Genomic DNA, 20962 nt, shown 5'->3' on the forward strand with positions numbered 1-20962 from the left:
TTTATCACCCGGTTATGCCAATCGTGGGTGGTTCGAGAAACTCAATAAAAAATTAATGGTTCAAGGGACAAAGAAAATGGAGGGGTCACTTCCTCCTCCTGTAGAGGGCGAGCGGAATAAGGGCGAGACCGATCAGAGCCGCCGGACCGCAGGTGCTTCCACCCTCGCTGGTTTCCTCCTTACCGAGGTTGCTCTGGACGGTTATGGCCCAGTGAATGAAGTTGGTGACGAACTGCGGGCCGTCGAGGTCAACGCCGTGGTACTCGGGGGTCCACATCGGCTCGTAGCCGCCGTAGGGAGTCTCACCGCTGACGACGAGGACGTTCTTCTTGTCCTCAAAGAGCTGGACAGCCATGAGCGGGAACTCGCCGGTGTCGCCGGCGGTGTACGCCTGGGCCGCTGGATCGGTGTTCTCAACTATCTGCCCGTCGGCGCTGGTGGTTACGATGATATATATTCCCTCGGCTATTCCGCCGTGGAGGCTCTTCCAGTTGCCGTTCTCATCGACGTAAGCAACGACACCCGGCCCATGGAAGAGAACCTTACCCCCGTTCTTGAGGTCCTTGGTGAGCATGTCCTTGTCGGGGGTTCCGCTGTCGGGGTTCACAAGGCCTATGACACGATAACCGGCTCCGGCGTTGCTGGTGGCGTCCTCGGCGGAGCACTGGTCAAGCCTGAGGTTGGCGCCTATGGCGTCGAGAATTGAGTTGGCGAAGTCGATCCTCTGCGGGCCGTCACCGTAGTCCGAATCGCCCGCGACCCAAAGAATCCTGTTGCCGTCGTTCCACCACTGGACGATGGCCTGTATCTCGTCCGGACTGAAGGCCTGTGTTGGCTGGCCAATGATAAGGAAGTCCACGTCCTTTATGGCGTCGTAGGTTATCTTGTCACCGAGCTGGGGGATTCCAAGCTCGTCGGCCTTCTCGGCCGGGCCAATGTAAGCCCAGCTGACGTCGCTGATGGTCTTTATCATTCCCTCGGCTATGACGTTGCCGTCCTTGTCGGTCAGAACAGCCAGTCCCTTGTCGCTCTCGCCGTGGGCGAGATCGACACCGATGGTCGTAGCGCTGGCCATGGCAAATCCAAACACTCCAAAGAACACAAACACAGCCAGTATTATTGCAGCCTTCCTCATGGTATCACCGGGTTATCTAAGGCTGATGAAGTTATAAATCTTATGAATCGGAAAGTTTTTCGTCCCTGTTAAACTTTGAAGCCCTGCAGTGAGTTCCTTTCCCCTGGCAGTAAAACCCTTAAAGCCTTCCGCCGTTTCAGGCTCAGGTGGTAGTGATGGACATAGAGGAGAGGATTCAGCTCATAAAGAGGAAGCCCACGGAGGAACTCTTGACTGAAGAGAACCTCAGGCACCTGCTCGAAGTCGGCGTTCCAATGCAGCACTACATAGGATTTGAGATAAGCGGTTACATTCACCTCGGAACCGGACTCATGGCTGGGGCGAAGATAGCCGACCTCCAGAAGGCAGGAATCAAGACGAGGATTTTCTTAGCCGACTGGCACAGCTGGATAAACGACAAGCTCGGCGGTGACTTGGAGACAATCCAGAAGGTGGCTTTGACCTACTTCAAGGAGGGCATGAAGCAGAGCATAAAGGTCATGGGCGGTAAACCAGAGAAGGTCGAGTTCGTTCTCGCGAGCGAGATACTTGAGAAGGGCGACTACTGGCAGACGGTCATAGACATATCCAAGAACGTTACCCTTGCGAGAATGATGCGCTCGATAACGATAATGGGCCGCCAGATGGGAGAGGGGATAGACTTCGCAAAGCTCATCTACCCGGCCATGCAGGTCGCCGACATCTTCTACCAGGGTGTTACGATAGCCCACGCCGGAATGGACCAGAGGAAGGCCCACGTCATAGCCATTGAAGTCGCCCAGAAGCTCAAGTACCACGCCCTCGAGTGGAATGGAGAAAAGCTCAAGCCGGTTGCCCTGCACCACCACCTCCTACTCGGCCTTCAGGAGCCGCCGGTCTGGCCCATCGAGAGCGAGGAGCAGTTCAAGGAGCTGAAGACCCAGATGAAGATGAGCAAGAGCAAGCCCTATTCAGCTGTGTTCATCCACGACCACCCCGAGGAGATAAGGCAGAAGCTCAGGAAGGCCTTCTGCCCCGCGAGGGAAGTCAAGTACAACCCGGTCCTCGACTGGGCCGAGTACATAATCTTCAGGGAAGAGCCAACGGAGTTCACGATTCACCGTCCGGCCAAGTTCGGCGGCGACGTCACCTACACCACCTTCGAGGAACTGAAGAGAGACTTTGCCGAGGGCAAGCTCCACCCGCTCGACCTCAAGAACGCGGTAGCTGAGTACCTCATCGAGCTCCTCAGGCCGGTCAGGGAGTACTTTGAAAAGCACCCCGAACCGCTGGAGCTGATGCGGGAGATAAAGATCACCCGCTGAGCCTTCTTTTCCTTTTCCAGCTGGTGGAGCCGATGCCCGGAGTAGACGAGAAGGACAGGGAAATTCTCAAAATCCTCCGTTCGAACGGCAGGATTACTCTGACAGAGCTGGGGAAGAGGGTAGGCCTGTCCCCTGCGAGCGTTAAGAACAGGCTTGAGAAGCTCGAAAAGCTCGGCGCGATAAAGGGCTACTCCGCCGTTATCGACCCGGCTTTCCTGGACGAGTACGTTTCGGCGTTCCTCGAGCTCAAGCTCGCGATAGACGATCATACCGTGGACTCTCTGCTGAAAAAGGTCGCCGAACTCGAAAACGTCGAGGCGGTTTACAGAAAAACCGGAGAACGGAGTATACTGATAAAGGCCTCGTTCCACGACACGGACGAGGTTAAGGTCTTCGTCGGGAGACTCAAGGATCTCTTCGGCAAGAACCTCGAGAGGGCCGAGGTGACCCTTATCCTGGACACCTTCAAGGAGGGCTGGATACCCTTCGAGAGAAGGAGAGGGTGATGTCCGTGCTCTTCGTCATCAGGCCGGGAAGGAAGAAGAACGAGCTGGAAGCGTTTTTTATCGAGAGCGAGCCGGAAAAGCTCACCGCGATGAAGAACCTGAAGGCTGACAGGATATACCGCTTCATAATGCGCGAGGGGAGGCTCTTCAAGGTTCTGGAGGGAAGCCAGTACCGGAACCCCAAGGAGATTGAGAAGCTCCTCCGGGGGGCAAGAATCGTCCTCGTCAATGCCGATGAGTGGGAGGACTACTTCAGGCGGAGGCTTCAAAACAAGAGGGTTGAGAAGGCAGAGCTGTGCCGCCTCTGCCTGCTGGAGGGCAGGATAACAGTTCTCACCCCCGGGAACAGGATAAAATACCGGGACGAGTACATCTGCGAGCGCTGTGCCGAGGACGAGCTGAAGAGGGAGCTCCGATTTCGCTTTAACAGCGTGGCCATGTTCGACCAGGCGAAGAAACTCTTGGACAGGTTCAGAGACCTCGATAAGGTCCTCTACGCCTTCGACCCACGCTTCGACCCGACGAAGCACCCTGAAGTGACGAAGTGGGACGAGCTGAAGGCAAAGCACGTAAAAGTTGAAAAGCTCAAAGTGGACGAGCTCTCCCTACCAGAGAAGTTTAAGGAAGTTCTAAAGAGCGAAGGCGTCAGCGAGCTTCTCCCGGTTCAGAGTCTGGCCGTTAAAAACGGCCTCCTCGAGGGGGAGAACCTTCTCGTCGTTTCAGCAACAGCGAGCGGTAAGACTCTCATAGGTGAGCTGGCGGGCGTTCCGAGGGCGATGGAGGGGAAAAAGCTCCTCTTCCTCGTTCCGCTCGTTGCCTTGGCCAATCAGAAGTATGAGGACTTCAAGCGGCGCTATTCTAAACTCGGCCTCCGCGTTGCCATTCGCGTCGGTATGAGCAGGATTAAGACGAGGGACGAGCTGGTGGTGGTCGATACTGGAATAGACGCCGACATTATAGTGGGAACCTACGAGGGCATTGACTACCTCCTCAGAGCTGGGAGGAAGATAGGAAACGTGGGGACGATCATCATAGACGAGATTCACACCCTCGACGACGAGGAGCGCGGACCGAGGCTTGATGGCCTGATAGCCCGCTTGAGGGAGCTTTACCCGAAGGCCCAGTTCATAGGGCTGAGCGCCACCGTCGGAAACCCCGAGGAGCTTGCCAGAGAGCTTGGCTTGAAGCTCGTCCTCTACGACGAGAGGCCCGTCGATTTGGAGAGGCACATAATCATCGCCCGCAATGAATCGGAGAAGTGGCGCCATATAGCGAGCCTCTGCCGTGCAGAGGCGAGCAGGAAGTCAAGGCAGGGCTACAGGGGTCAGAGCATAGTCTTCACCTTCTCGCGCAAGAGGACGCACGAGCTTGCCGCCTACCTCACGAGCAAAGGCCTCAAAGCCAAGCCCTACCACTCCGGTTTGCCCTACAAACAGAGGAAACTCACCGAGATGGAGTTTTTGGCGCAAAGGCTCGACGTGGTTGTTACAACAGCGGCTCTGGGGGCGGGCGTTGATTTTCCGGCATCGCAGGTCATCTTCGAGAGCCTCGCCATGGGCAACAAGTGGCTCACCGTTCGGGAGTTCCACCAGATGCTTGGTCGAGCTGGAAGGCCGCTCTACCACGAGAAGGGCAGGGTTTACCTCATCATTGAGCCCGGGAGAAAATATTCCGCCCAGATGGAGGGGACGGAAGAGGAAGTGGCGTTCAAGCTTTTAACAGCTCCAATCGAGCCCGTGATGGTGGAATGGAGCGACGAGCTTGAGCAGGACAACGTTTTGGCTCACTCCTGCGTTTTTAACAGGCTTGACGTCATCGAGGAGGTTCAAGAGCGCTGTCTCGGAGCGAACCAGAGCGCCGGGAAGGTTCTGGAGAAGCTGGAGGAGTGGGACTTCGTCCGCCTCAAGGGCTCCCTGGTGGAGGTCACGCCCTACGGAAGGGCCGTGAGCATGAGCTTCCTCCTGCCGAAGGAGGCCGAGTTCATAAGGAAGAACCTGAGGGAAAAGCCCGCCCGCTGGATTGCGCTGAAACTTCATCCCTTTGAGAACCTATACCTGAGCGGGACGCTCCAGAGGGAGCTTGAAGGCGCGGTTAGGGGAAGAATAAGCGCGAACGTCTTTTCCCCGAGCTTTGCCTCGATCCTTGAGGAGCTGGACAAGGTCATTCCGGAGCTCAGCCCCAACGCGGCGGAGAGGCTGTTCACAATCTACCAAGAGTTCTTCATGTGCGGCGAGGAAGACTGCACCGACTACGCGATGGAAAGGGTTGGAAACCTGATAATCGAGCTGAGGAGGAACGGCAGGCACCCGACCCAGATAGCGGAGCACTTCAGGAAGGTCTACGGCCTCATCGTTTACCCGGGCGACGTCTTCACGTGGCTCGACGGGATGGTGAGGAAGCTCGAGGCCATCGAGAGGATAGCGAGGGTTTTCGGGGTAAGGGCTGCCGAGAATGAGGCGAAGCTTCTCAGGAGGGAGATCGAGGAGGGCAGGACAATACGCGGGGATCATAGGGGCGGAAGGGGACACCAAGGGCCCTTAGATTGGAGGGGCCGGGGAGGCGGAAAAGATCGGGGAAGGAGTGACCAACCCCAGGAAAGGCACAGGAATGGAAGGAGGAACGGCTGAAGGATCAGCCTCCTATCTGCAGCACCAGCTGGGCGGGGTCCCTTATCGCCGGCCCCAGGCCCAGGACGTAAACCATGAGGTACCAGAGGCGTCTTTCCTCCTCGTCCGGAACCAGCTTCTGGAGGCCGTAGTAGACTACAACAAGAATGAAGGTTATCCACGGGTAGTAGAAGTACGCCCCGAAGTGCTGAACCAGGATGTTCTCCAGCCAGTGAACCTCGCGGTAGCCGTAGAAATGAATCGCCACCACCGTTGACCCCATGTCGTAGAGGTGAGCTAAGACGGCATAGAGGTAGAGCCTATCGAAGGGCCGGTACCTGTATACCAGCAGGGCCGGGATCCAGGAGACGAAGGTGTGGATCAGCGTCAGCTCGTAGGGCTCCCAGCTCTTGGCGTTGGTAACCAGAAGGTAATTGGCCCAGATGGAGAGAACGGTTCCCCAGGCTATGGTGGCCTTGGGGTAGGTTTTGAACTTGACATCTGCCAGTATCGCCGGTAGCGTGGCCAGAAAGGCCGTGAAGAATATTCCTGGGGTGAGGAGCAGGGGGTGTTTGGGGAGGATTCCCCCGTCCACTAGAGCGCGGACGGTGGCACCGAAGATTACCATTGGGGTAACGGCCAGGAAGAGCTTCTCATCGACCTTTATGTTGAGGGGTTTCAGTATATACCTATAGGTATATATTGCACCGAACCCGAGCAGGAGGGCGTAGACGAGGGTGTTCACAGGGTTGTAACCGCTCCTTGTGAACATGGGTTCCCAGAAGTACTTGTAGAGGAAGTTCCATATCTCGTGTTGGAGTGATTCAAGCATCTTATCCCCCCAATCGGAAATCGAGAGGGCAATTTAAATTTCTTTTGGGGAAGGTTTATTAACGTTCCTTTCAATGGCCTTTGGGTGATACCATGTACGGCCCGGGCCACCTCGTTGCAATAGGCACTGCAGGCATCTTCGCGTTCCTGTTCAGTCTGTTCATCGCGGCCATCTTCCTGTCGCTGGCGGGCAAGCTGATAGGCATAGAGAAGGCCTCAATAGGGAGGGCAATGATAGCCATTCTTGGCGGAGGAATCGTTGGCGGAATAGTGGCCGTTGTGACCGCGGCAATCTTCCCTCCACTGGCGCCGTTGCTGGCCTTCCTGGCCAATATGTGGGTCATAAAAACCGTCTTCGACACAGGTTGGCTTAAAGCCTTCCTGGCGTGGCTCCTGTCCTTCATAATAGCAGGCCTCGTGTTCGGCGTGCTGGCGCTGCTGGGCCTCTTCACCATAGGCGCCCTCGCTTCCCTCTGAGGCCATCTTTGTCTTTTGCGGAAGTTATAAATACCAGGAGCGCGTTATCGAAGGTGATGGCCATGTTCTTCAAGCCGGCCGAACTTCAGGCCAAGGAGGTCAAGCCCTTTGACGGTTTTCCCTTTGGCTTAGGTGAGGGAACCCTGGCCGGCTTCGTGTTCGCGGACGAGCTTTCCGAGACGGTTTTCCTCCACCACCTGGCCTCGTCTGCCCTGAAAAGCGGTTCGGTTTACCATCTGGGGCCCGGCGGCGTTCTCTCCGTGCGCCTGCTGAAGCGCCTCGCCGAGGACGTCTCAAACCTCTACGCCGGCAACGTTTACTCCCTCGACGACCTTCTAAAAGCCCTCGAAGCGGTTGATGACGGCTCGCTCGTCCTCGCCTCCCGCTTTCCCGCCCTCGCGGGCGTGTCCAGGGAAGGTCTGTTGGAGGTCCGGAAGGCGGTGGACCGGAAGGGCCTCGTTCTCGTCCTGGGGCATTCTACCATCGAGCTGAACGAGCTCGACCTTCCTTCCGAGTTCAGACGGTTCTATACCCTTCCGGAACTCTTCGATGCCCTGGCAGTTCTGAGAACCAGCTCCTACCGCGGCCACTACCGGCTCAGCATCACCGTTCTCCGCGCGCCTCCCGACTACGTTTCAAGCCTCGGCGACCACTCCCTGCCGATTGACTCCCTCGTCAAGGCAATTATTCAGTTGTAGATGCTCACGTGGCCTATTCCAAGGGCGTAGCGGAGGTACACCGCCAGTCCGAAGAGGACAAGCACGAGGACGACCGCCGCGTAGTCCCTCGCGCTCATCTCTATGTCATAGAGAAAGGTTCTCTTCTTAGAAGCCCCAAGGGCCCGACTTTCGAGGGCTATGCTGAGCTCGTGGGCCGTTTTGAGCGATGCGACGAGGAGGGGAATGAGAACCGCCGTCATCTTCTTTGCCCTGACTATGAAGTTCCCCCTGTCCACCTCCCAGCCCCTGCTCCTCTGGGCGTCCATTATGTTCCTGGAGAGCAGGTAGAGGGTTGGAATGTAACGGAGGGCTATCGATATCGTCAGTCCGAACTCGTAGGGCATTCCCAGTCTCACGAAGCCGAGGATAAGGTCGCGCTGGCTGGTCGTCATCAGGAGGAGAAAGGTCAGGAGGGCAAAGGTGAGGAGCCTCATCGCGAAGGAAACCCCGAAGAGAAGTCCCTTGAGCCTCGGCTCGTATATCAGGGGCCACACCACCAGGGTTATGACGACTATCGGCAGGAGGGGCTTCAGGAGCCTCAGTTGCTCCCCCAACCCAACCCCACCAAGCAGCCGCCCGACGAGCAGGAAGAGGAAGAACATCGGTATCAGAACGGCTGGATCGTTATAGAGCATGAGCGCGGCTATTCCCGCGGCCGTTCCGATTATTTTCACCCGCGGGTCGAGGGAGTGCAGGAGGGAATCATTCTCAGTGTAGAAGGGGTAGATCATCTCGCACCACCCGCCAGAGCCTCCACCAGCTCGTCCACGCTCCTCACGAAACCCACTCCAGCCCTCTCGCTTATCCTCAGGAGCTCGGGCTTTTCAAGGCCGTAGTCGTGCAGTTCCAGGGAGAAGAACTCCTCCACCGGACCGTCGAAGACTTTCCTGCCCTCGTGGAGCAGAACCACCCTCTCGGCCAGCCTCGCCACCAGCTCCATGTCGTGGGTTATTAGGAAAATCCCGTGCCCCTCCGAGTGGAGCCTTCTTATCGCCTCCACGACGCCCTCTTCGGACCTTCCGTCGAGTCCCGTCGTGGGTTCATCGAGTATCAGATATTTGGGCTTCATCGCGAGGACGCACGCTATGGCCAGCCTCTGCTTCTCACCGCCGCTCAGGGAGTACGGTGTTCTCTCCTCAAAGCCCTCCATGCCCACGGCCTTCAGTGCCCACCTGACGCGCTCCTCGATCTCTTCCTCACTCAGTCCGAGGTTTCTGGGTCCAAATGCCACCTCGCGAAAAACGTTCTCCTCGAAGAACATGTGCTCGGGGTTCTGGAAGACGTAGCCGACCGTGCGCGAGAGCTCCGCCACCGTGTGCTCGCGAGTGTCCATTCCGTCCACGAGAACCCTCCCCCTAGTCGGCTTCAGAAGGCCGTTCAGGTGCTTGGCCAGCGTTGTCTTTCCGCTCCCGTTGGGACCGACTAGGGCGACTATTTCCTGACCCATCTCGAAGCTGACACCGCGAAGGGCCTCCCTGCCGTTCTCGTAGACGTGCCAGACGTTTTCGGCCTTCAGCATCGCTTCACACTCTTCGGCTGGATTTAAAAACGTTCCCAACGGCGACGGCAAAAGGTTTTAAGGCTCCCCTCCAGCATCTCTCGGTGGTTACATGAACGCCAGGGAGACTTCCTTTGCCGCCCTCTTCGCGGCCCTAACCGCGGTCGGTGCCCAGATAAGCATACCCATAGGCCCGGTTCCGATAACGCTTCAGGTTCTGGTCGTTCTCCTGAGCGGGCTCGTCCTCGGGGCGAGGCTCGGCTTTCTGAGCCAGCTCGTTTACGTGATCATGGGTGCCGTGGGGCTCCCGGTGTTCGCCGGTTTTCAGGGCGGGTTTGCGGTATTCTACGGGCCGACTGGGGGTTACATAGTCGCGTTTCCAATAGCGGCGTTCATAGCGGGGTATGTGCCCAAAAAAACTGGAAAGAAAAGCGGCATGCTCGGAGGTTCCCTGGTCGGGGTCGGGGTAATATACCTCCTCGGCTGGCTGAGGCTCGGCCTTTTCCTGGGAGGGGACTTTCAGAAGGCCTTCCTCCTTGGGGTGATGCCGTTCCTGCCCGTTGATGCAATAAAAGCTGGAGTGGCGGTTTTGATAGCAGACAGGGTCAGAAAAGCAATAGAAATAGGGTGAATGGCAAATCACCAGTCGGCCATTCCCTCTTCAAGTATTCCTACTGCCTGCTTCTGGTGAAGCGCCGCCTTTCTCAGGTCTATGAAGATGTAGATCCTCGGGAAGTTCGCAACAACCGGCCCGTACTGGCTCGCGTTGGCGTAGTAGTCAGCGGCGGTATCGTTCTGTATCGCCGCCAGACCGAGGGTTTCGTTGTCCAGTCCCCCATCGAGGGCCTCCCCGTAGAGGGTGTTGTACCTGTCGAGGTTCCTGTGGTACTGAATGTAGTAGTAGAAGTTGAATAACATCACGTTTATTCCCTTTTGAGCCGGTGTCTCAGGTGTGGGAACCACTTGGGAGTAACCCAGGTTGTTCAGTATTATCTCCCTGTAGAACGCCTCCCATTCGGGCCCCTTTCTTGCGACGCTGTATTCGATGGTAAGGCCCGTTACAAACACCCTGCCGTTTCCAAGGGTGTAGACTGCAGTGCTCGGCCTGCCGTATTCGGGAGTTCCCGATGGTGCCTGAACTGTGATTATCTCCGCGTCGGCGGGAAGGTTGTTGAGGTAGGCGTGGCTTGCGTAACTGCTGGCGAGGGTCGTGTTGTTGGCGATAACGTAATCCCTGCGCGAGTAGCTCTTGGTCAGCGTCACGTCCCTGGGCAGGGGTGTCGTCCACACTCCACCGCCCCAGCCCCAGTTGGCGGCGTGGATTTCGAGGACCCTTCCTGCCCTTACGTAATCCTCCAGCTTGCCCATCTGTGGCCCTATTTCGTCGTAAAAGTCCTGGGACTGGTCGCTTACAATGATAATCATATCGTACGTATCTATTAGGCCCTGAGTTGTTCTGTTCTGAAGTTCAGCGCTTGTCATAACGTCGTAGGGGACGCCCATGTTCGTGAGCGTGTTTTCAACGCTGGGAGAACCCCAGGCGTCAGAGTTCTTTAAAACCAGCACGTTGTAATCCGTCAGGGGCTTTGCGGAAGCCGACGGGGGCCCCAGCACTGCCACCAGACTGAAAATCATGAGCAGCGATACCGCTGCGCTCAAAATTTTTTTCATAATACTCTCTCCTTTTTGATCCGAACCGAGCAGAAGAACTTTTCGGGACTCCTACCCTTAGTTTATTGTAGGCTTTGAACTATTTAAGCCTTCTTACATAATTTTGAAGTGTTTCCAATCAAATTTGGCTTCTCATCTTTTCCAGCGTCTCCTCAGCGAATCTGACGTCGAAGGAGTTCCGCACCCTGAAGAAGCTCAGCGTGACCTTCGGGTTCCTCTTCGCCAGTTCCTCAATTGGCAGCGGTTCGTAGTCGAGGAACTCCACTACCCTGCCCAGGCTCCGGTATCCCTCGGCCAGTGCCGCCTCAATGGCATCGGCAAGGGCGTCAGGCTCGTAAACCGCATGCGTAACCTCTGCCGTCCCGTCCCTCCAGACGGGTATCAGGGCCTCCGGCTCGTTCTCGTAGAAGAGGCCCGTCATGTAGTTCACGAGGAAGGGCATTATCAGCGGCATGTTGCCCTCGGCCAGGAAAAACGGCGCTTCCGGGAGGGCCTTCATGAGAGCCTCCATCTTGCCCCTCGCGGAAACAGGAAGGGGATTCGAGACGTGGAGTGAATAAACCCTGAGTCTGTCCCTCCTGACCACAGTGATGACCTCGTCTATCTTCTTGCTCATCAAAAGCCTCCTCTCGGTGAGCTTAATCACAGGTTCATCAGCCACTGGAACCGTGTAGTTCTCCCACTTCTTTTCAGGGAACGCTATCACGTAGGCCCTCATGGTCTCGAGTCTGCGGCTGGGTTTAAAAACCTCGGGGAAAGTTTTATATACTTTGAGTTACTAAAATTCTCGCGAAGAAAACGGAGGTGATGGCAGTGGCGGAGATGGTGATTCCATACCCCCAGCTCCAGAAGATACTCGAAAGAACCTGTGAGCTGGCGGTCATTAAGCCCCGCGCCGAGGAGATGATGGAGATAGTCGAGAAAAAGCTCGCTGACCTCTTCGAGGTGGCCTACGAAAATGCTAAAGCCGAGCGCTCAGGCACGATAAAGCTCAGGCACATACCCATCACAAAGGGCTTCAGGAACAGCCTCAACCTCTTTAGAGCGGTCATCGAGGACGAGAAGGTTCAGATCGAGCCCATCAGGAAGTACGTCCTCAGGAAGATACCCGGCGACATTCCGCTCGAGGAGGAAGTTGTGAACGAGCTTCCCATAATAGCGGGAACCCTCTTCGTGCTCGTCGGGAGGGTCATCAAGGCCCTGCACCCGGAGATAAAGAACGTCTACCCCGAGCACATCGAGGAGGCCAAGAGGGTTCTGGACTACACTCTCTGAGCCCTTTCTTTTTTCTCCGAGCTGAGCCTTAGCCCCTCGAACTCCTTCCTTATCCACTCGAAGTGCTTATCCTCCGTGACGAGCCTCAGCCCCCTGTTAATCGCAACGGCGGCAACTATCGCATCAACCGCCGGGACCGGCGTCCCCCTCTTCACCATCGCCTGCGATATTTTAATCGCCAGCAGGTAGTCTTCGAGGCTCGGCGTTATCACCGTCAGTCCGAGCTCAAGCGCCCTCGGGAACTCCACGACGTTTAGAACGGTGGTGTATTCGTTCAGCTTTTTTCCGGATTTTGCCGCTTCAATCAGGACGTTGGTGTCGTAGAGAGCCTCCTCCATTCCGCATCCCTCGTTTTCTCAAGTGCCTCCTCGTATTTCTCAAGGGGGGTGCTCTCAAGCTCCCTCCTGAAGTCCTCGCCGAGAAGGGACAGTATCTCCTCAGAACCCAGCTCCTCGGCCTCGATTTTGGCCAAATACTCTGCTATGGCCTTTCTCGCTACCTCACTCCACTTTATTTCGGGGTGCCTCTTCATTCGCCTGTAGAGGTCGGGGGGGATAGAGAGGGTTATGTTCGGCATAGCATCACCGCACTGGAATATGTGAGTTCACGTATTTAAGTGTTGTGAAAAATGGAAAGGCTCACTCCTTGAGCCACCTCTCCATCCACCCGGCAATCAGCTCCAGGCGCCTAACGCGGTGCTTCGGCTTTCCGCCCCTGCTGAGATCGTGGTTTTCGCCGGGGAAGAGGGCAAGCTCGACCGTTTTGCCGAGGTACTTCAGGGCGGTGTAGAACTGCAGAGCCTCCGGGAGCCAGCAGCGGTAGTCTTCAGTGCTGTGGATTATGAGCAGGGGCGTTTCAACGTTCGGCGCGTACTTCAGCGGGCTCTTCCCCCAGTAACCATCGAGGTTGCTCCAGGGGTCGCCTCCTATCTGGTCAGGTGCAAAGAAGTAGCCGATGTCAGTCGTGCCGAAGAAGCTCACCCAGTTCGAGATGGAGCGCTGGGTTACAGCGGCCTTGAAGCGCTTCGTGTGGCCTACTATCCAGTTGGTCATGAAGCCCCCGTAGGAACCGCCGGTGACGCCGATTCTCTCCGGGTCGATGAAGTCGAAGCGCTTTAAGGCCTCGTCAACAACCTCCATCAGGTCTTGATAGTCCCGCTCGCCGTAGTGCCCCCTGATGTCGGCAAAGTCCTCACCGTAGCCGTCGCTCCCGCGCGGGTTGGAGAAGATTACCACGAAGCCTTTGGCGGTCAAAACGTGAAACTCGTGCATGAAGGAGTGGCCGTAGGCCGTCTTCGGCCCTCCGTGAATCTCCAGAACGGCGGGATATTTCTTTCCGGGCTCAAAATCAACGGGTCTCATTATCCATGCGTCTATCTCAACGCCATCGCTGGCTTTAACCTTGAAGTGCTCCGGTTTGGAGAGCTCGTACTCCTTTATCCAGCCGTTGAAGTCCGTGAGCTTTTTCTCCTTCCCATTGCGGAGAATGTAAAGTTCCAAAGGTGTAATAGCGTCCTGGGCGGTGAAGGCTATGTAGTCACCGATGGCGAAGCTCTCGACGCTCCTGTCACCATCGATGACGCGCTCTATCTTCCCCTCGAGGTTAACCCTGAAGAGGTTCGCCCTCGGCCCGTCGGTAGCGACGTAATAAACCCAGCCGTCTTTAAAAGCCAGCTCTTCCCTCTGACTCCCCCTAACATCGCTGTTGAGGGAGTTGTAGGCGGAGCGGTCGAGTTCAGCAGTGAGCTTCCTTAGCTCTCCCGTCTCAGGGTTGTAGTGGTAGATGTGGGTGTTCGTAGGAATGCCCCTCTCCCTCGTGTTGGCCTTCAAAATGAACGTTCCATCGTCGAGGGGAATGAAGTCACTTACGCTCCACTCCCCGGGGGTTAGTCTCCTTGCCTTCCTGCCCTCGAGGACGTAGAGGTCGCTCGCCATCGGCTTCCTCTCGCGGTCCTCCTGGGCTATGAAGTAGAGCTTTCCTTCATAGAACCTAATCTGCGAGACGTCAAGGTTTTTCGGCGTCAGCCGTCTCTTCTTCCCGCTTTCAATATCCACCAGGTAAACAACGCTCCTCTTCCCGTAAACCCAGCCAACGCCGTTGAACCAGAAGGGAAGCTCCTTAATTAGGTGAACATCATCTTTCGGCTTCTTTTCGACGTCTATCGGCGTGACGACCGCTATTCCCTTCCCGTCCTCGGTGAAGCGGAGGTTTTTGATTCCGTACTTGAACTTCGCTAAAAGCCTCGCCTCTCCGCCGTCCGTCGGAATGACGTAGAGCTCGGCTTCCTTGCTCTCCTTGTCACGCTTCGAGGTGAAGGCTATCAGCTTACCATCGGGAGAAAAGCGCGGGTTCGAGTCCTTGTTGCCGGAGGTGAAGGGTCTGACCTTCCTCCCGTCGTAGAGGTAGAGCTTTGAGAAGTAGTCGTCCTTCTCCACGCTTATTTCGGTGACCTGGAAGACCACCTTCCTTCTGAAGACGTCTATGTTTCCCACGAGCTTGAACTTTCCTAAGTCTTTCTCACCCAGACCTTTCACCATAGAAACCACCGAACTAACTCGGCCTTTTTCGTATAAAAGCTTAGCGTTTCGATAGTCGTCTCCGCGACGTGTTTGCAACCCCGAAAGGTATTTAAGGACATCAACCATGGTTGTGGTGATGAAACTCTCCAGGAGAAAACATCTCGCGGCGCTCGCAATAGCGGGCATGGTCCTCCTAACCGTCGTCCAGTGGTGGAGCTATCGCCAGGTCGGCGAGATGCTGGAGGGCTACCCCGGTAGCCAGGTCGTTGCCCACTACCATGAAAACGTCAGCCCGATTTTGCCGGCTCTCTACGTCCGCTCCCTTGGGGATTCCCTGCTTGGCTATTCTTACCTGCCGTCTACCGGCGAGTACTACCTCCTGGTCAGGGGGCGTGAGGGCAAACCGGACGAGCACTACCGGCTGGAACTAATGGGGCTGGAGAGGTCCTACAGCAACTTCCTCAACCTCACCTCCGAATACATCGCACTCTGGTCTGAAACCGGAAACGAATCGACCTTTATCCACGCTATGAGCCTGTTCAGGATAACCCTCGAGGTCAGGAGTGAACTTGAGAAACTCAAACGCGGTGAAAACGTGACGGAGATCCTGATGAAGCCACCCTATCCCTACAGGCTTTTCCACGGCGGGAACCCGGTTCCGGGTGAGATCGTGGTTTCGCTTCTCCTGCTGGCGGGCGCGATTCTCCTGCTTTCCAGGATCGACGTCCTCATTGAGATGCTCTCGGATTTCAGGAACCTGGCACTCCTTCTTGCCCTTATCATCGGGGTCTCCTTCATCTCCTACGGCCTCCTTCAGGGACACGACCCGCTCCTCGGTGTCGAGTCAAAATGGGAGGATAAGCTCAACTTCTGCGGCGAGAGGGCCTACTACGTCCATCGCAACGCCCGGGTGGACTCCCTCCTGCTCGACGCCGTGGGTTCGGCGGAGTACGTCCGTGTCGAGAGGTGGAACGGGAGGGTCCTCTCAATAACGCTGGCACTTCTCCCGGAGAGGGCGGAAGGACTACTCGGCAACCTGTCGGAAGAAACCACTGTGCTCTACGTCTATTCCCTTCCTTCGTGGCCCGAAAGGCTGGAAATCGATGACGCCTTGGTATCGCTGGTCCGGGAGGACCTGCTCGAGACAGGGAGACTGGACGAGGGTGCCGTTGATGCCGTGATGTCCGCTTCCCTCGAGGGGCTGGAGAGGTCGGGAAGGGAGTTCGGTTTCTGTGCGAACGTTACCATATTGGAGTTCGACTTCGGAGGGATCGGGTGATGAGGAAGTCGTCGAAGGTGATATTTGCCCTGGCCTTTCTCCTGGTGGCCGTCCCATTCGTGGACTGCGGCATAGCGGAGTTCCTCCTCCGGGACGTGCCGGAGGTGCCGGTGGTTGTGGGTACGCCCGTGACGTACGGCATCTACTTCCCCAAGACCTATGCCGTCCTGGAGGCCGGGAGGAACGGGGAGATAGTGTGGAGGGCTGGGGATACGCTCTACGTTAGGACTTCGGGGGACCTGAACCTCCCAACCGAGTACGATTACCGACCCCAAATTCAGGAGCTGATTGAGAACCGCTCTGCAGAGATTCAGCGGATCCTTGAGGAAGTGAAGGACGGAAAGGGAAACTGGAACGCGAGCGAGCTGTACCTCCGGCTTTCACACGTGGTCTGGCTCAACGAGAGCATCTCCGAATACGGGGACCGCTTGGGCGAGGCGAGCGTCGAGCTGTTCCCGGTGGTCGGAACCCTGGCGCTCCTGCAGGGCCTGGTGATAACCCTCGCGGGCGTAGCCTTCGCCTTCGAGATAAGGGACTTCGCCGACAGGGAGCCTGCAAAGGCCCTGGCGGTGGCGGTGCTCTTCTCCGCCCTGCTACTGGTTGGCTACGCCTTCGTCTTCGCAGGATATCCCTTCAACACGGTGCACCACTCAATTCCCGAGGGGTTCCTGGCGGGAATACAGCCGGTGGAGCGGAACTCCTCGGTCAGTCCTCCCTGCCTTGAGAGCTGGTACGTCAGGGCGACGCCGGAGGTGGAGAGGATCTTCCGGGAGCACCTCCTGGACAACCCGCCGGTCTATGCAGACGACCCCGATTACTCCGTTCACTACCTCGAGCTGTGGCTCAACGAGAGCGAGAGGGACGCGCTTTTCTCAGAGCTTGAGAGCCTCGGCGCGGTGTGGGTCTGGGACAGGGAATGCTGGGACCGGGAGCGCCTGGCCACACTCAACGAAACTGAGGCCCTTGGGAGGGAACTCCTCGATAGGGGCTACATAGACGAGAGGGACTTTCGCGGGCTGGAGGCTTTGATAGACGCCGAGAGGAAAAGGATAATGGAAATGAAGTTTCCGGCCAGATACCGCGTGATGGTGAGCTTCGTGGCGGGCTGACCACGATCCTGAGCTACCTTTTTAAATCCCCCTTCTCCCCTTTATCCGGGAGGTGGCGGCCGTGACCGTCAAGGTCCGCTTTGATAAAGAGGTTAGGGATTACGCCAAGGGCGAGAAGGTTAAGGACTCCGTTCTCAAGCTCACCGAGACTGCCCTTGCTCAAGCGCTTGAGAAGTTCCACAGGAGAATGATAATCATAGAGGGGGACACCCTGAAAAAGGCCGAACTGGCTGGAATCCTTGCTGGCGCCTCCGCGAGGGTTCTGGACGGGATCCTGGAGGAGCTGAAGAAGAAGCGCCTCCGCGACGAGAGCGAGGGCAAAATAGAGGTTCTCTACGCCACCGATGCCCTCGGCGAGGAGACCTTCGGCAGGAAGCGCTACGAGGCCTTCAGGAAGCACTTCGACGTTCTGGCCGGCTCGAACGCGGAAGTCAAGGCCGTCACGTTCAAACACACCCGCGATATCCTCGGAAGAACCTACGACCTCCTTATCCTTGACATGAGTTACGACTACTCCCCGAACGACCTCGGAAGGATAATCGAGACTGTCAGGGGAGGCGGACTGATATTTATCCTGGCCCACCCCTTCGAGAAGTGGAAGAACATGTGGACGGGCTTCCACAAGAGCCTCGTAACGCCACCCTACACGATAGACGACGTCAAGAAGCGCTTCAACAGGAGGCTTATCAGGAAGTTCACGGAGCACGATGGCATCTACATCATCACCGAAAACGGGAAAGCGAAGAAGAAGCCGAAGAGGAGCAAGACCCAGGCGAGGATTAAAACGAGGAAGGGAGTTCCAATTCCCGAGGAGACCCTCTTCCCGCGCGAGCTCTACGAGATGGCCCTCACGGAGGGGCAGGTGGAAGTTCTCAGGGCCTTTGAGGGGCTGGTCGAGGAGGAGGGAATGCTCGTCCTTACAGCCGATAGGGGGAGGGGCAAGAGCGTCTCGGTTGGGATCGCGGCCATAGGCTTTGCCCTTGCGCTCAAGAAGAGGACGAGGATAGTCGTCACCGCCCCAGAGCTTGAGAACGTTCAGGCCCTCTTCCGCTTTGCCAAGAGGGCTTTGGAGAAGCTCGGCTTCAAGCCCCACGTCGTCGAGGAGAGGGGCCTGATAAAGGAGCTCTACGCCAGGAAGATCGGGCTTAGGTATTACCCGCCCACCGAGGGCTACCGCAAGAGCGCCGACCTGTACATACTCGACGAGGCCGCTGGAATCCACGTGCCGATACTCCACAAGTACCTCAACAAGGAGAGGGTTGTTTACTCCTCCACGATTCACGGCTACGAGGGAGCAGGAAGGGGCTTTTCAGTCAAGTTCCTGAAGAAAGCCAGGGAGAAGCGCTCCTTTAAGGAGCTCCACATGGACGAGCCCATTCGCTACGCCGAGAACGATCCCATAGAGGGGTGGCTCTTCGACGTCCTCCTGCTCGATGCTGAACCGGTCGAGCTGACAGAGGAGGACTTCGAGCTGATTAAGAGGAAGGAGGTTTACCTCGAAGAGCCTGATTTGGACGACTGGTTCGAGAACGACAGGCCCGATCTGAGGCACTTCGTGGGCATCTACGTTTTAGCACACTACCGCAACAGGCCGAGCGACGTGGCTTTGCTCGCCGATGCGCCCCACCACGAGGCGAGGGTTCTGAGGCTTAAGAACGGAAAGATAGTCACGGCGATACAGATAGCCAAGGAGGGCGGGATTCCGAAGAAAGTTATAGACAAGATGGCCAAGGGCTACAAGCCGAGGGGCAACATAATCCCCGACATGATGGTCAAGCACCACCTGGCGAAGGAGTTCGCCAAGCTGAAGGGGTATAGAATAGTCAGGATCGCCACCCACCCAGATGCGATGGATCTGGGCCTCGGAAGCAAAGCTTTAGAACTGCTAGAGAAGGAAGCCAGGGAGAAGGGCCTCGACTGGATAGGCTCGGGCTTCGGAGCGAGCGAAGAGCTCGCCAGGTTCTGGGTCAGGAACGGCTTCGCGGTGGTGCACCTCAGCCCCGCCAGGAACCCGGTGAGTGGCGAATTCACGGCGATAGTCCTTAAACCGATAAGCGAGAGGGCGAAGAAGCTCATTCGCCAGGCCAGCGACGAGTTCAGGATCAGGCTGACCGAGTGGCTCGGTGACACCCACAGGGAGCTTGAGCCTGAAATAGTTCGCTGGCTCTTCGAGACGCCCTTCGGCGAGGCAGTCGATTACCCCGTCCACCTCACGGAGATTCAGAAGAAGAGGCTCGACGCCTTCACGGGCAAGGTTCTGACCTACGACACGGTGGTTGATGCGGTGAAGCCAATCGTCAAGCTCTACTTCCTCGACGGCTGGATGAAGCCCTACCTAGATGAGAGACAGATAAAGCTTCTCATCTACCGCGTCCTTCAGGCCCACAGCTGGGAGGAAACGGCGAAGCTCATAGACAGGACGGAAATGTTCACAATGATTGAAGTCAGGGATATAATAAGGGGCCTCTGGTACTACTACAAGAGGCTCCTCTGAGCTTCCCTTTTCTCCAGTGTTTTCAGGATAACATGATCCACGATGCCGACGATGAGGTACAGGGGGAGCAGGTACAGGAGGAACTGAAAGGCACCTTCGGGGCTAAGGGAAAGCCACTTGACGACGAGCGCCGCGGTGATGGTGTTGAGGAACACCAGCCCAAAGTAAGCCTTGAGGGCGTGCCTCCTGAGCTTTCCGAGCGCGTGCCCCATGAGAACGGCCGCGCTGGTTCCGGCAACCGCCCCCGTAATACCGTTGTCGTCGAAGTTCTCTCCGAAGAGCGCGGCGACGATGACTATGGCCACGAGGGCGGTGGCTATCCCGAGCGCCATAGCTGTGAGCTTTCCCCTGAGTGGAGCTTTTCCGGACTTGGACTTCACCGCCATGCTCCCACCGGCGTACTTTTTCACTCTGTGCGGATTTTATAACTCATCGTTTTAAAGTCTTCCCGGGCTGGGAATCAACCTTTTTATAGGATTGTCCCGTAGGTAGTGTGGTATCCCATTGATTCATTCCCACAATCCCAACGGTGACCTCCCATGGCAGGCAGCAACTGGGAGCGCATAATATCGATGACGAAGGACGGAATGAGAAGCATCGGAATGATGCGCAGGAAGATAAGCAGGGGTAGGAAGATAGCCCTCCTCATCGATGGTCCGAACATTCTGCGCAAGGAGTTTGGGATAAAGCTCGAGGACATCGTTGAGGCCCTCGAGGGTCTCGGCGACCTGCGCGTCGCCAAGGTTGTTCTCAACCAGTACGCCCCCCAGGGATTGATAGAGGCGATCTCCAACCAGGGCTTCGACACTATAGTTGTCTCCGGCGAGACCGGGGTCAAGCTGGCCGTCGAGGCGATGCGCGAGATTTACAACCCCAACATCGACGCCATAGCCCTCGCCACTAGAAACGCCGAGTTTCTACCGGTCATACTGAAAGCCAAGGAGAAGGGGAAGGAAACGATAGTCCTCGGAATTGAACCAGGCTTTTCCGCGGCACTGAAGCACGCCGCCGACTACACCATAATCCTGACTCCCAAGGGTGGTGAGCGATGAAGGAGAGCATCTTCAAGGTCCTCCGCAGGGGTGAGAAGGAGGTAGGGGAGGAACCTGCCAAGCCCGTTAAAGGCAAGAGTATAGGGCTGATAATTGACGGTCCGAACATTCTGCGCAAGGAGTTTGGGATAAAGCTCGAGGACATCGTTGAGGCCCTCGAGAGGATAGGAAAGATTCGGGTCGCCAAGGTTGTTCTCAACCAGTACGCCCCCCAGGGATTGATAGAGGCCGTCGTGAACCAGGGGCTTGAGCCAATCATAGTCGCCGGCGACACCGACGTTAGGATAGCGATAGAGGCGATGGAGCTGATTTACAACTCCGACGTTGAGGTGATAGCCCTCGCGACCCGCGACGCCGACTTCCTGCCCATAATAAACGAGGCCAAGAGGAAGGGCAAGGAAACAATCGTCATAGGAGTGGAGCCGGGCTTTTCAGTTGCCCTTCAGAACGCGGCCGACTACGTCATACGCATGGAGGGCAAGGAGAAGGGGAATGACTTTTAAGGCCG

General features: G+C 56.8%; 22 protein-coding genes. 12 read left to right on the forward strand and 10 right to left on the reverse strand.

Features of this window, described 5'->3' with window-relative positions; all coding sequences use genetic code 11:
- Window positions 1-85: 85 nt before the first annotated feature.
- A complete protein-coding gene (locus tag E3E27_RS00820; protein ID WP_167773115.1) occupies window positions 86-1135 on the reverse strand; it encodes a CGP-CTERM sorting domain-containing protein in 1050 nt (349 codons plus the stop codon).
- A gap of 155 nt (window positions 1136-1290) precedes the next feature.
- Here E3E27_RS00820 and E3E27_RS00825 point away from each other — a divergent pair, with 155 nt between their 5' ends.
- From E3E27_RS00825 to E3E27_RS00835, 3 genes are read left to right on the forward strand one after another with little or no spacing between them, the layout of a single operon-like run.
- A complete protein-coding gene (locus E3E27_RS00825; RefSeq protein WP_167773655.1) occupies window positions 1291-2418 on the forward strand; it encodes a tyrosine--tRNA ligase in 1128 nt (375 codons plus the stop codon).
- A 32-nt stretch (window positions 2419-2450) separates the two neighbouring features.
- Entirely contained in the window at window positions 2451-2924 is a 474-nt protein-coding gene (locus E3E27_RS00830; protein ID WP_014789518.1) for an Lrp/AsnC family transcriptional regulator, read from the forward strand.
- 5 nt (window positions 2925-2929) lie between these two features.
- Window positions 2930-5551: a DEAD/DEAH box helicase gene (locus E3E27_RS00835; RefSeq protein ID WP_167773656.1), complete on the forward strand. Its 2622-nt coding sequence runs from the start codon at window positions 2930-2932 to the stop codon at window positions 5549-5551.
- Between the two features lie 4 nt (window positions 5552-5555).
- On the opposite strand, the gene E3E27_RS00840 is transcribed toward E3E27_RS00835, so the two are convergent.
- Window positions 5556-6362 (reverse strand): DUF63 family protein, encoded by an 807-nt coding sequence (locus E3E27_RS00840; protein WP_167773116.1) that lies wholly within the window; start codon window positions 6360-6362, stop codon window positions 5556-5558.
- Between the two features lie 92 nt (window positions 6363-6454).
- Between E3E27_RS00840 and E3E27_RS00845 the strand changes: the two genes are divergently transcribed.
- Together E3E27_RS00845 and E3E27_RS00850 are read left to right on the forward strand one after the other, a co-directional pair.
- The gene (locus E3E27_RS00845) at window positions 6455-6838 is read left to right on the forward strand and encodes a hypothetical protein (protein ID WP_167773117.1); all 384 of its coding nucleotides are present in this window, start codon (window positions 6455-6457) and stop codon (window positions 6836-6838) included.
- Window positions 6839-6894: 56 nt separating this feature from the next.
- Window positions 6895-7536 (forward strand): hypothetical protein, encoded by a 642-nt coding sequence (locus tag E3E27_RS00850; RefSeq protein ID WP_237266241.1) that lies wholly within the window; start codon window positions 6895-6897, stop codon window positions 7534-7536.
- On the opposite strand, the gene E3E27_RS00855 is transcribed toward E3E27_RS00850, so the two are convergent.
- Both E3E27_RS00855 and E3E27_RS00860 read right to left on the reverse strand, forming a co-directional pair.
- Window positions 7527-8288, reverse strand: a complete 762-nt coding sequence (locus tag E3E27_RS00855) for an energy-coupling factor transporter transmembrane protein EcfT (protein WP_014789523.1) — start codon at window positions 8286-8288, stop codon at window positions 7527-7529. The two genes, E3E27_RS00850 and E3E27_RS00855, sit on opposite strands and share 10 nt — an antisense overlap.
- Window positions 8285-9076, reverse strand: coding sequence for an energy-coupling factor ABC transporter ATP-binding protein (locus tag E3E27_RS00860; RefSeq protein ID WP_014789524.1), 792 nt, complete (start codon window positions 9074-9076; stop codon window positions 8285-8287). The genes E3E27_RS00855 and E3E27_RS00860 overlap by 4 nt, the downstream gene beginning before the upstream one ends.
- Before the next feature lie 91 nt (window positions 9077-9167).
- On the opposite strand from E3E27_RS00860, the gene E3E27_RS00865 reads away from it, so the two are divergent.
- A complete protein-coding gene (locus E3E27_RS00865) occupies window positions 9168-9686 on the forward strand; it encodes a biotin transporter BioY (protein ID WP_167773118.1) in 519 nt (172 codons plus the stop codon).
- 8 nt (window positions 9687-9694) lie between these two features.
- Here E3E27_RS00865 and E3E27_RS00870 read toward each other — a convergent pair whose 3' ends face one another.
- Entirely contained in the window at window positions 9695-10690 is a 996-nt protein-coding gene (locus E3E27_RS00870) for a pyrolysin (RefSeq protein WP_240910631.1), read from the reverse strand.
- Window positions 10691-10844: 154 nt separating this feature from the next.
- On the reverse strand, window positions 10845-11444 hold the full coding sequence (locus E3E27_RS00875) for a molybdenum cofactor guanylyltransferase (RefSeq protein ID WP_167773120.1): 600 nt from the start codon (window positions 11442-11444) through the stop codon (window positions 10845-10847).
- Between the two features lie 95 nt (window positions 11445-11539).
- Here E3E27_RS00875 and E3E27_RS00880 point away from each other — a divergent pair, with 95 nt between their 5' ends.
- A complete protein-coding gene (locus E3E27_RS00880; protein ID WP_014789528.1) occupies window positions 11540-12001 on the forward strand; it encodes a DUF1931 family protein in 462 nt (153 codons plus the stop codon).
- Here E3E27_RS00880 and E3E27_RS00885 read toward each other — a convergent pair.
- The 3 genes from E3E27_RS00885 to E3E27_RS00895 all read right to left on the reverse strand — a co-directional run bounded on the left by E3E27_RS00885 (window position 11989) and on the right by E3E27_RS00895 (window position 14538).
- On the reverse strand, window positions 11989-12339 hold the full coding sequence (locus E3E27_RS00885) for a PIN domain-containing protein (protein ID WP_167773121.1): 351 nt from the start codon (window positions 12337-12339) through the stop codon (window positions 11989-11991). The two genes, E3E27_RS00880 and E3E27_RS00885, sit on opposite strands and share 13 nt — an antisense overlap.
- Complete coding sequence (locus E3E27_RS00890) at window positions 12306-12578, reverse strand: hypothetical protein (protein WP_167773122.1); 273 nt, start codon at window positions 12576-12578, stop codon at window positions 12306-12308. Before E3E27_RS00890 ends, E3E27_RS00885 begins: the two co-directional genes overlap by 34 nt.
- A gap of 61 nt (window positions 12579-12639) precedes the next feature.
- Window positions 12640-14538: a S9 family peptidase gene (locus E3E27_RS00895; RefSeq protein ID WP_167773657.1), complete on the reverse strand. Its 1899-nt coding sequence runs from the start codon at window positions 14536-14538 to the stop codon at window positions 12640-12642.
- 118 nt (window positions 14539-14656) lie between these two features.
- On the opposite strand from E3E27_RS00895, the gene E3E27_RS00900 reads away from it, so the two are divergent.
- The 3 genes from E3E27_RS00900 (at window position 14657) to E3E27_RS00910 (ending at window position 19402) form a co-directional block, all read left to right on the forward strand.
- A complete protein-coding gene (locus tag E3E27_RS00900; protein WP_167773123.1) occupies window positions 14657-15799 on the forward strand; it encodes a hypothetical protein in 1143 nt (380 codons plus the stop codon).
- Window positions 15799-16908 (forward strand): hypothetical protein, encoded by a 1110-nt coding sequence (locus tag E3E27_RS00905; protein ID WP_167773124.1) that lies wholly within the window; start codon window positions 15799-15801, stop codon window positions 16906-16908. The genes E3E27_RS00900 and E3E27_RS00905 overlap by 1 nt, the downstream gene beginning before the upstream one ends.
- Before the next feature lie 61 nt (window positions 16909-16969).
- Window positions 16970-19402 (forward strand): tRNA(Met) cytidine acetyltransferase TmcA, encoded by a 2433-nt coding sequence (locus E3E27_RS00910; protein ID WP_167773658.1) that lies wholly within the window; start codon window positions 16970-16972, stop codon window positions 19400-19402.
- Here the strand turns inward: E3E27_RS00910 and E3E27_RS00915 are convergent.
- Window positions 19384-19812: a hypothetical protein gene (locus tag E3E27_RS00915; protein WP_148267301.1), complete on the reverse strand. Its 429-nt coding sequence runs from the start codon at window positions 19810-19812 to the stop codon at window positions 19384-19386. The two genes, E3E27_RS00910 and E3E27_RS00915, sit on opposite strands and share 19 nt — an antisense overlap.
- Window positions 19813-19941: 129 nt before the next feature.
- Between E3E27_RS00915 and E3E27_RS00920 the strand changes: the two genes are divergently transcribed.
- The gene (locus E3E27_RS00920) at window positions 19942-20454 is read left to right on the forward strand and encodes a TIGR00288 family NYN domain-containing protein (protein ID WP_014789536.1); all 513 of its coding nucleotides are present in this window, start codon (window positions 19942-19944) and stop codon (window positions 20452-20454) included.
- On the forward strand, window positions 20451-20957 hold the full coding sequence (locus E3E27_RS00925) for a TIGR00288 family NYN domain-containing protein (RefSeq protein ID WP_014789537.1): 507 nt from the start codon (window positions 20451-20453) through the stop codon (window positions 20955-20957). The genes E3E27_RS00920 and E3E27_RS00925 overlap by 4 nt, the downstream gene beginning before the upstream one ends.
- Window positions 20958-20962: the final 5 nt, after the last annotated feature.

Source organism: Thermococcus sp. MV11 (assembly GCF_012027285.1).
GTDB classification, from domain to species: domain Archaea; phylum Methanobacteriota_B; class Thermococci; order Thermococcales; family Thermococcaceae; genus Thermococcus; species Thermococcus cleftensis.

What these genes read in the sequence shown, in the direction of transcription:
- E3E27_RS00820 (WP_167773115.1), bottom strand. Translation starts at nt 1,135, where the DNA reads ATGAGGAAGGCTGCAATAATACTGGCTGTGTTTGTGTTCTTTGGAGTG.
- E3E27_RS00825 (WP_167773655.1), top strand. Translation starts at nt 1,291, where the DNA reads ATGGACATAGAGGAGAGGATTCAGCTCATAAAGAGGAAGCCCACGGAG.
- E3E27_RS00830 (WP_014789518.1), top strand. Translation starts at nt 2,451, where the DNA reads ATGCCCGGAGTAGACGAGAAGGACAGGGAAATTCTCAAAATCCTCCGT.
- E3E27_RS00840 (WP_167773116.1), bottom strand. Translation starts at nt 6,362, where the DNA reads ATGCTTGAATCACTCCAACACGAGATATGGAACTTCCTCTACAAGTAC.
- E3E27_RS00845 (WP_167773117.1), top strand. Translation starts at nt 6,455, where the DNA reads ATGTACGGCCCGGGCCACCTCGTTGCAATAGGCACTGCAGGCATCTTC.
- E3E27_RS00850 (WP_237266241.1), top strand. Translation starts at nt 6,895, where the DNA reads ATGGCCATGTTCTTCAAGCCGGCCGAACTTCAGGCCAAGGAGGTCAAG.
- E3E27_RS00855 (WP_014789523.1), bottom strand. Translation starts at nt 8,288, where the DNA reads ATGATCTACCCCTTCTACACTGAGAATGATTCCCTCCTGCACTCCCTC.
- E3E27_RS00860 (WP_014789524.1), bottom strand. Translation starts at nt 9,076, where the DNA reads ATGCTGAAGGCCGAAAACGTCTGGCACGTCTACGAGAACGGCAGGGAG.
- E3E27_RS00865 (WP_167773118.1), top strand. Translation starts at nt 9,168, where the DNA reads ATGAACGCCAGGGAGACTTCCTTTGCCGCCCTCTTCGCGGCCCTAACC.
- E3E27_RS00870 (WP_240910631.1), bottom strand. Translation starts at nt 10,690, where the DNA reads ATGATTTTCAGTCTGGTGGCAGTGCTGGGGCCCCCGTCGGCTTCCGCA.
- E3E27_RS00875 (WP_167773120.1), bottom strand. Translation starts at nt 11,444, where the DNA reads ATGAGGGCCTACGTGATAGCGTTCCCTGAAAAGAAGTGGGAGAACTAC.
- E3E27_RS00885 (WP_167773121.1), bottom strand. Translation starts at nt 12,339, where the DNA reads ATGGAGGAGGCTCTCTACGACACCAACGTCCTGATTGAAGCGGCAAAA.
- E3E27_RS00890 (WP_167773122.1), bottom strand. Translation starts at nt 12,578, where the DNA reads ATGCCGAACATAACCCTCTCTATCCCCCCCGACCTCTACAGGCGAATG.
- E3E27_RS00895 (WP_167773657.1), bottom strand. Translation starts at nt 14,538, where the DNA reads ATGGTGAAAGGTCTGGGTGAGAAAGACTTAGGAAAGTTCAAGCTCGTG.
- E3E27_RS00900 (WP_167773123.1), top strand. Translation starts at nt 14,657, where the DNA reads ATGAAACTCTCCAGGAGAAAACATCTCGCGGCGCTCGCAATAGCGGGC.
- E3E27_RS00905 (WP_167773124.1), top strand. Translation starts at nt 15,799, where the DNA reads ATGAGGAAGTCGTCGAAGGTGATATTTGCCCTGGCCTTTCTCCTGGTG.
- E3E27_RS00920 (WP_014789536.1), top strand. Translation starts at nt 19,942, where the DNA reads ATGGCAGGCAGCAACTGGGAGCGCATAATATCGATGACGAAGGACGGA.
- E3E27_RS00925 (WP_014789537.1), top strand. Translation starts at nt 20,451, where the DNA reads ATGAAGGAGAGCATCTTCAAGGTCCTCCGCAGGGGTGAGAAGGAGGTA.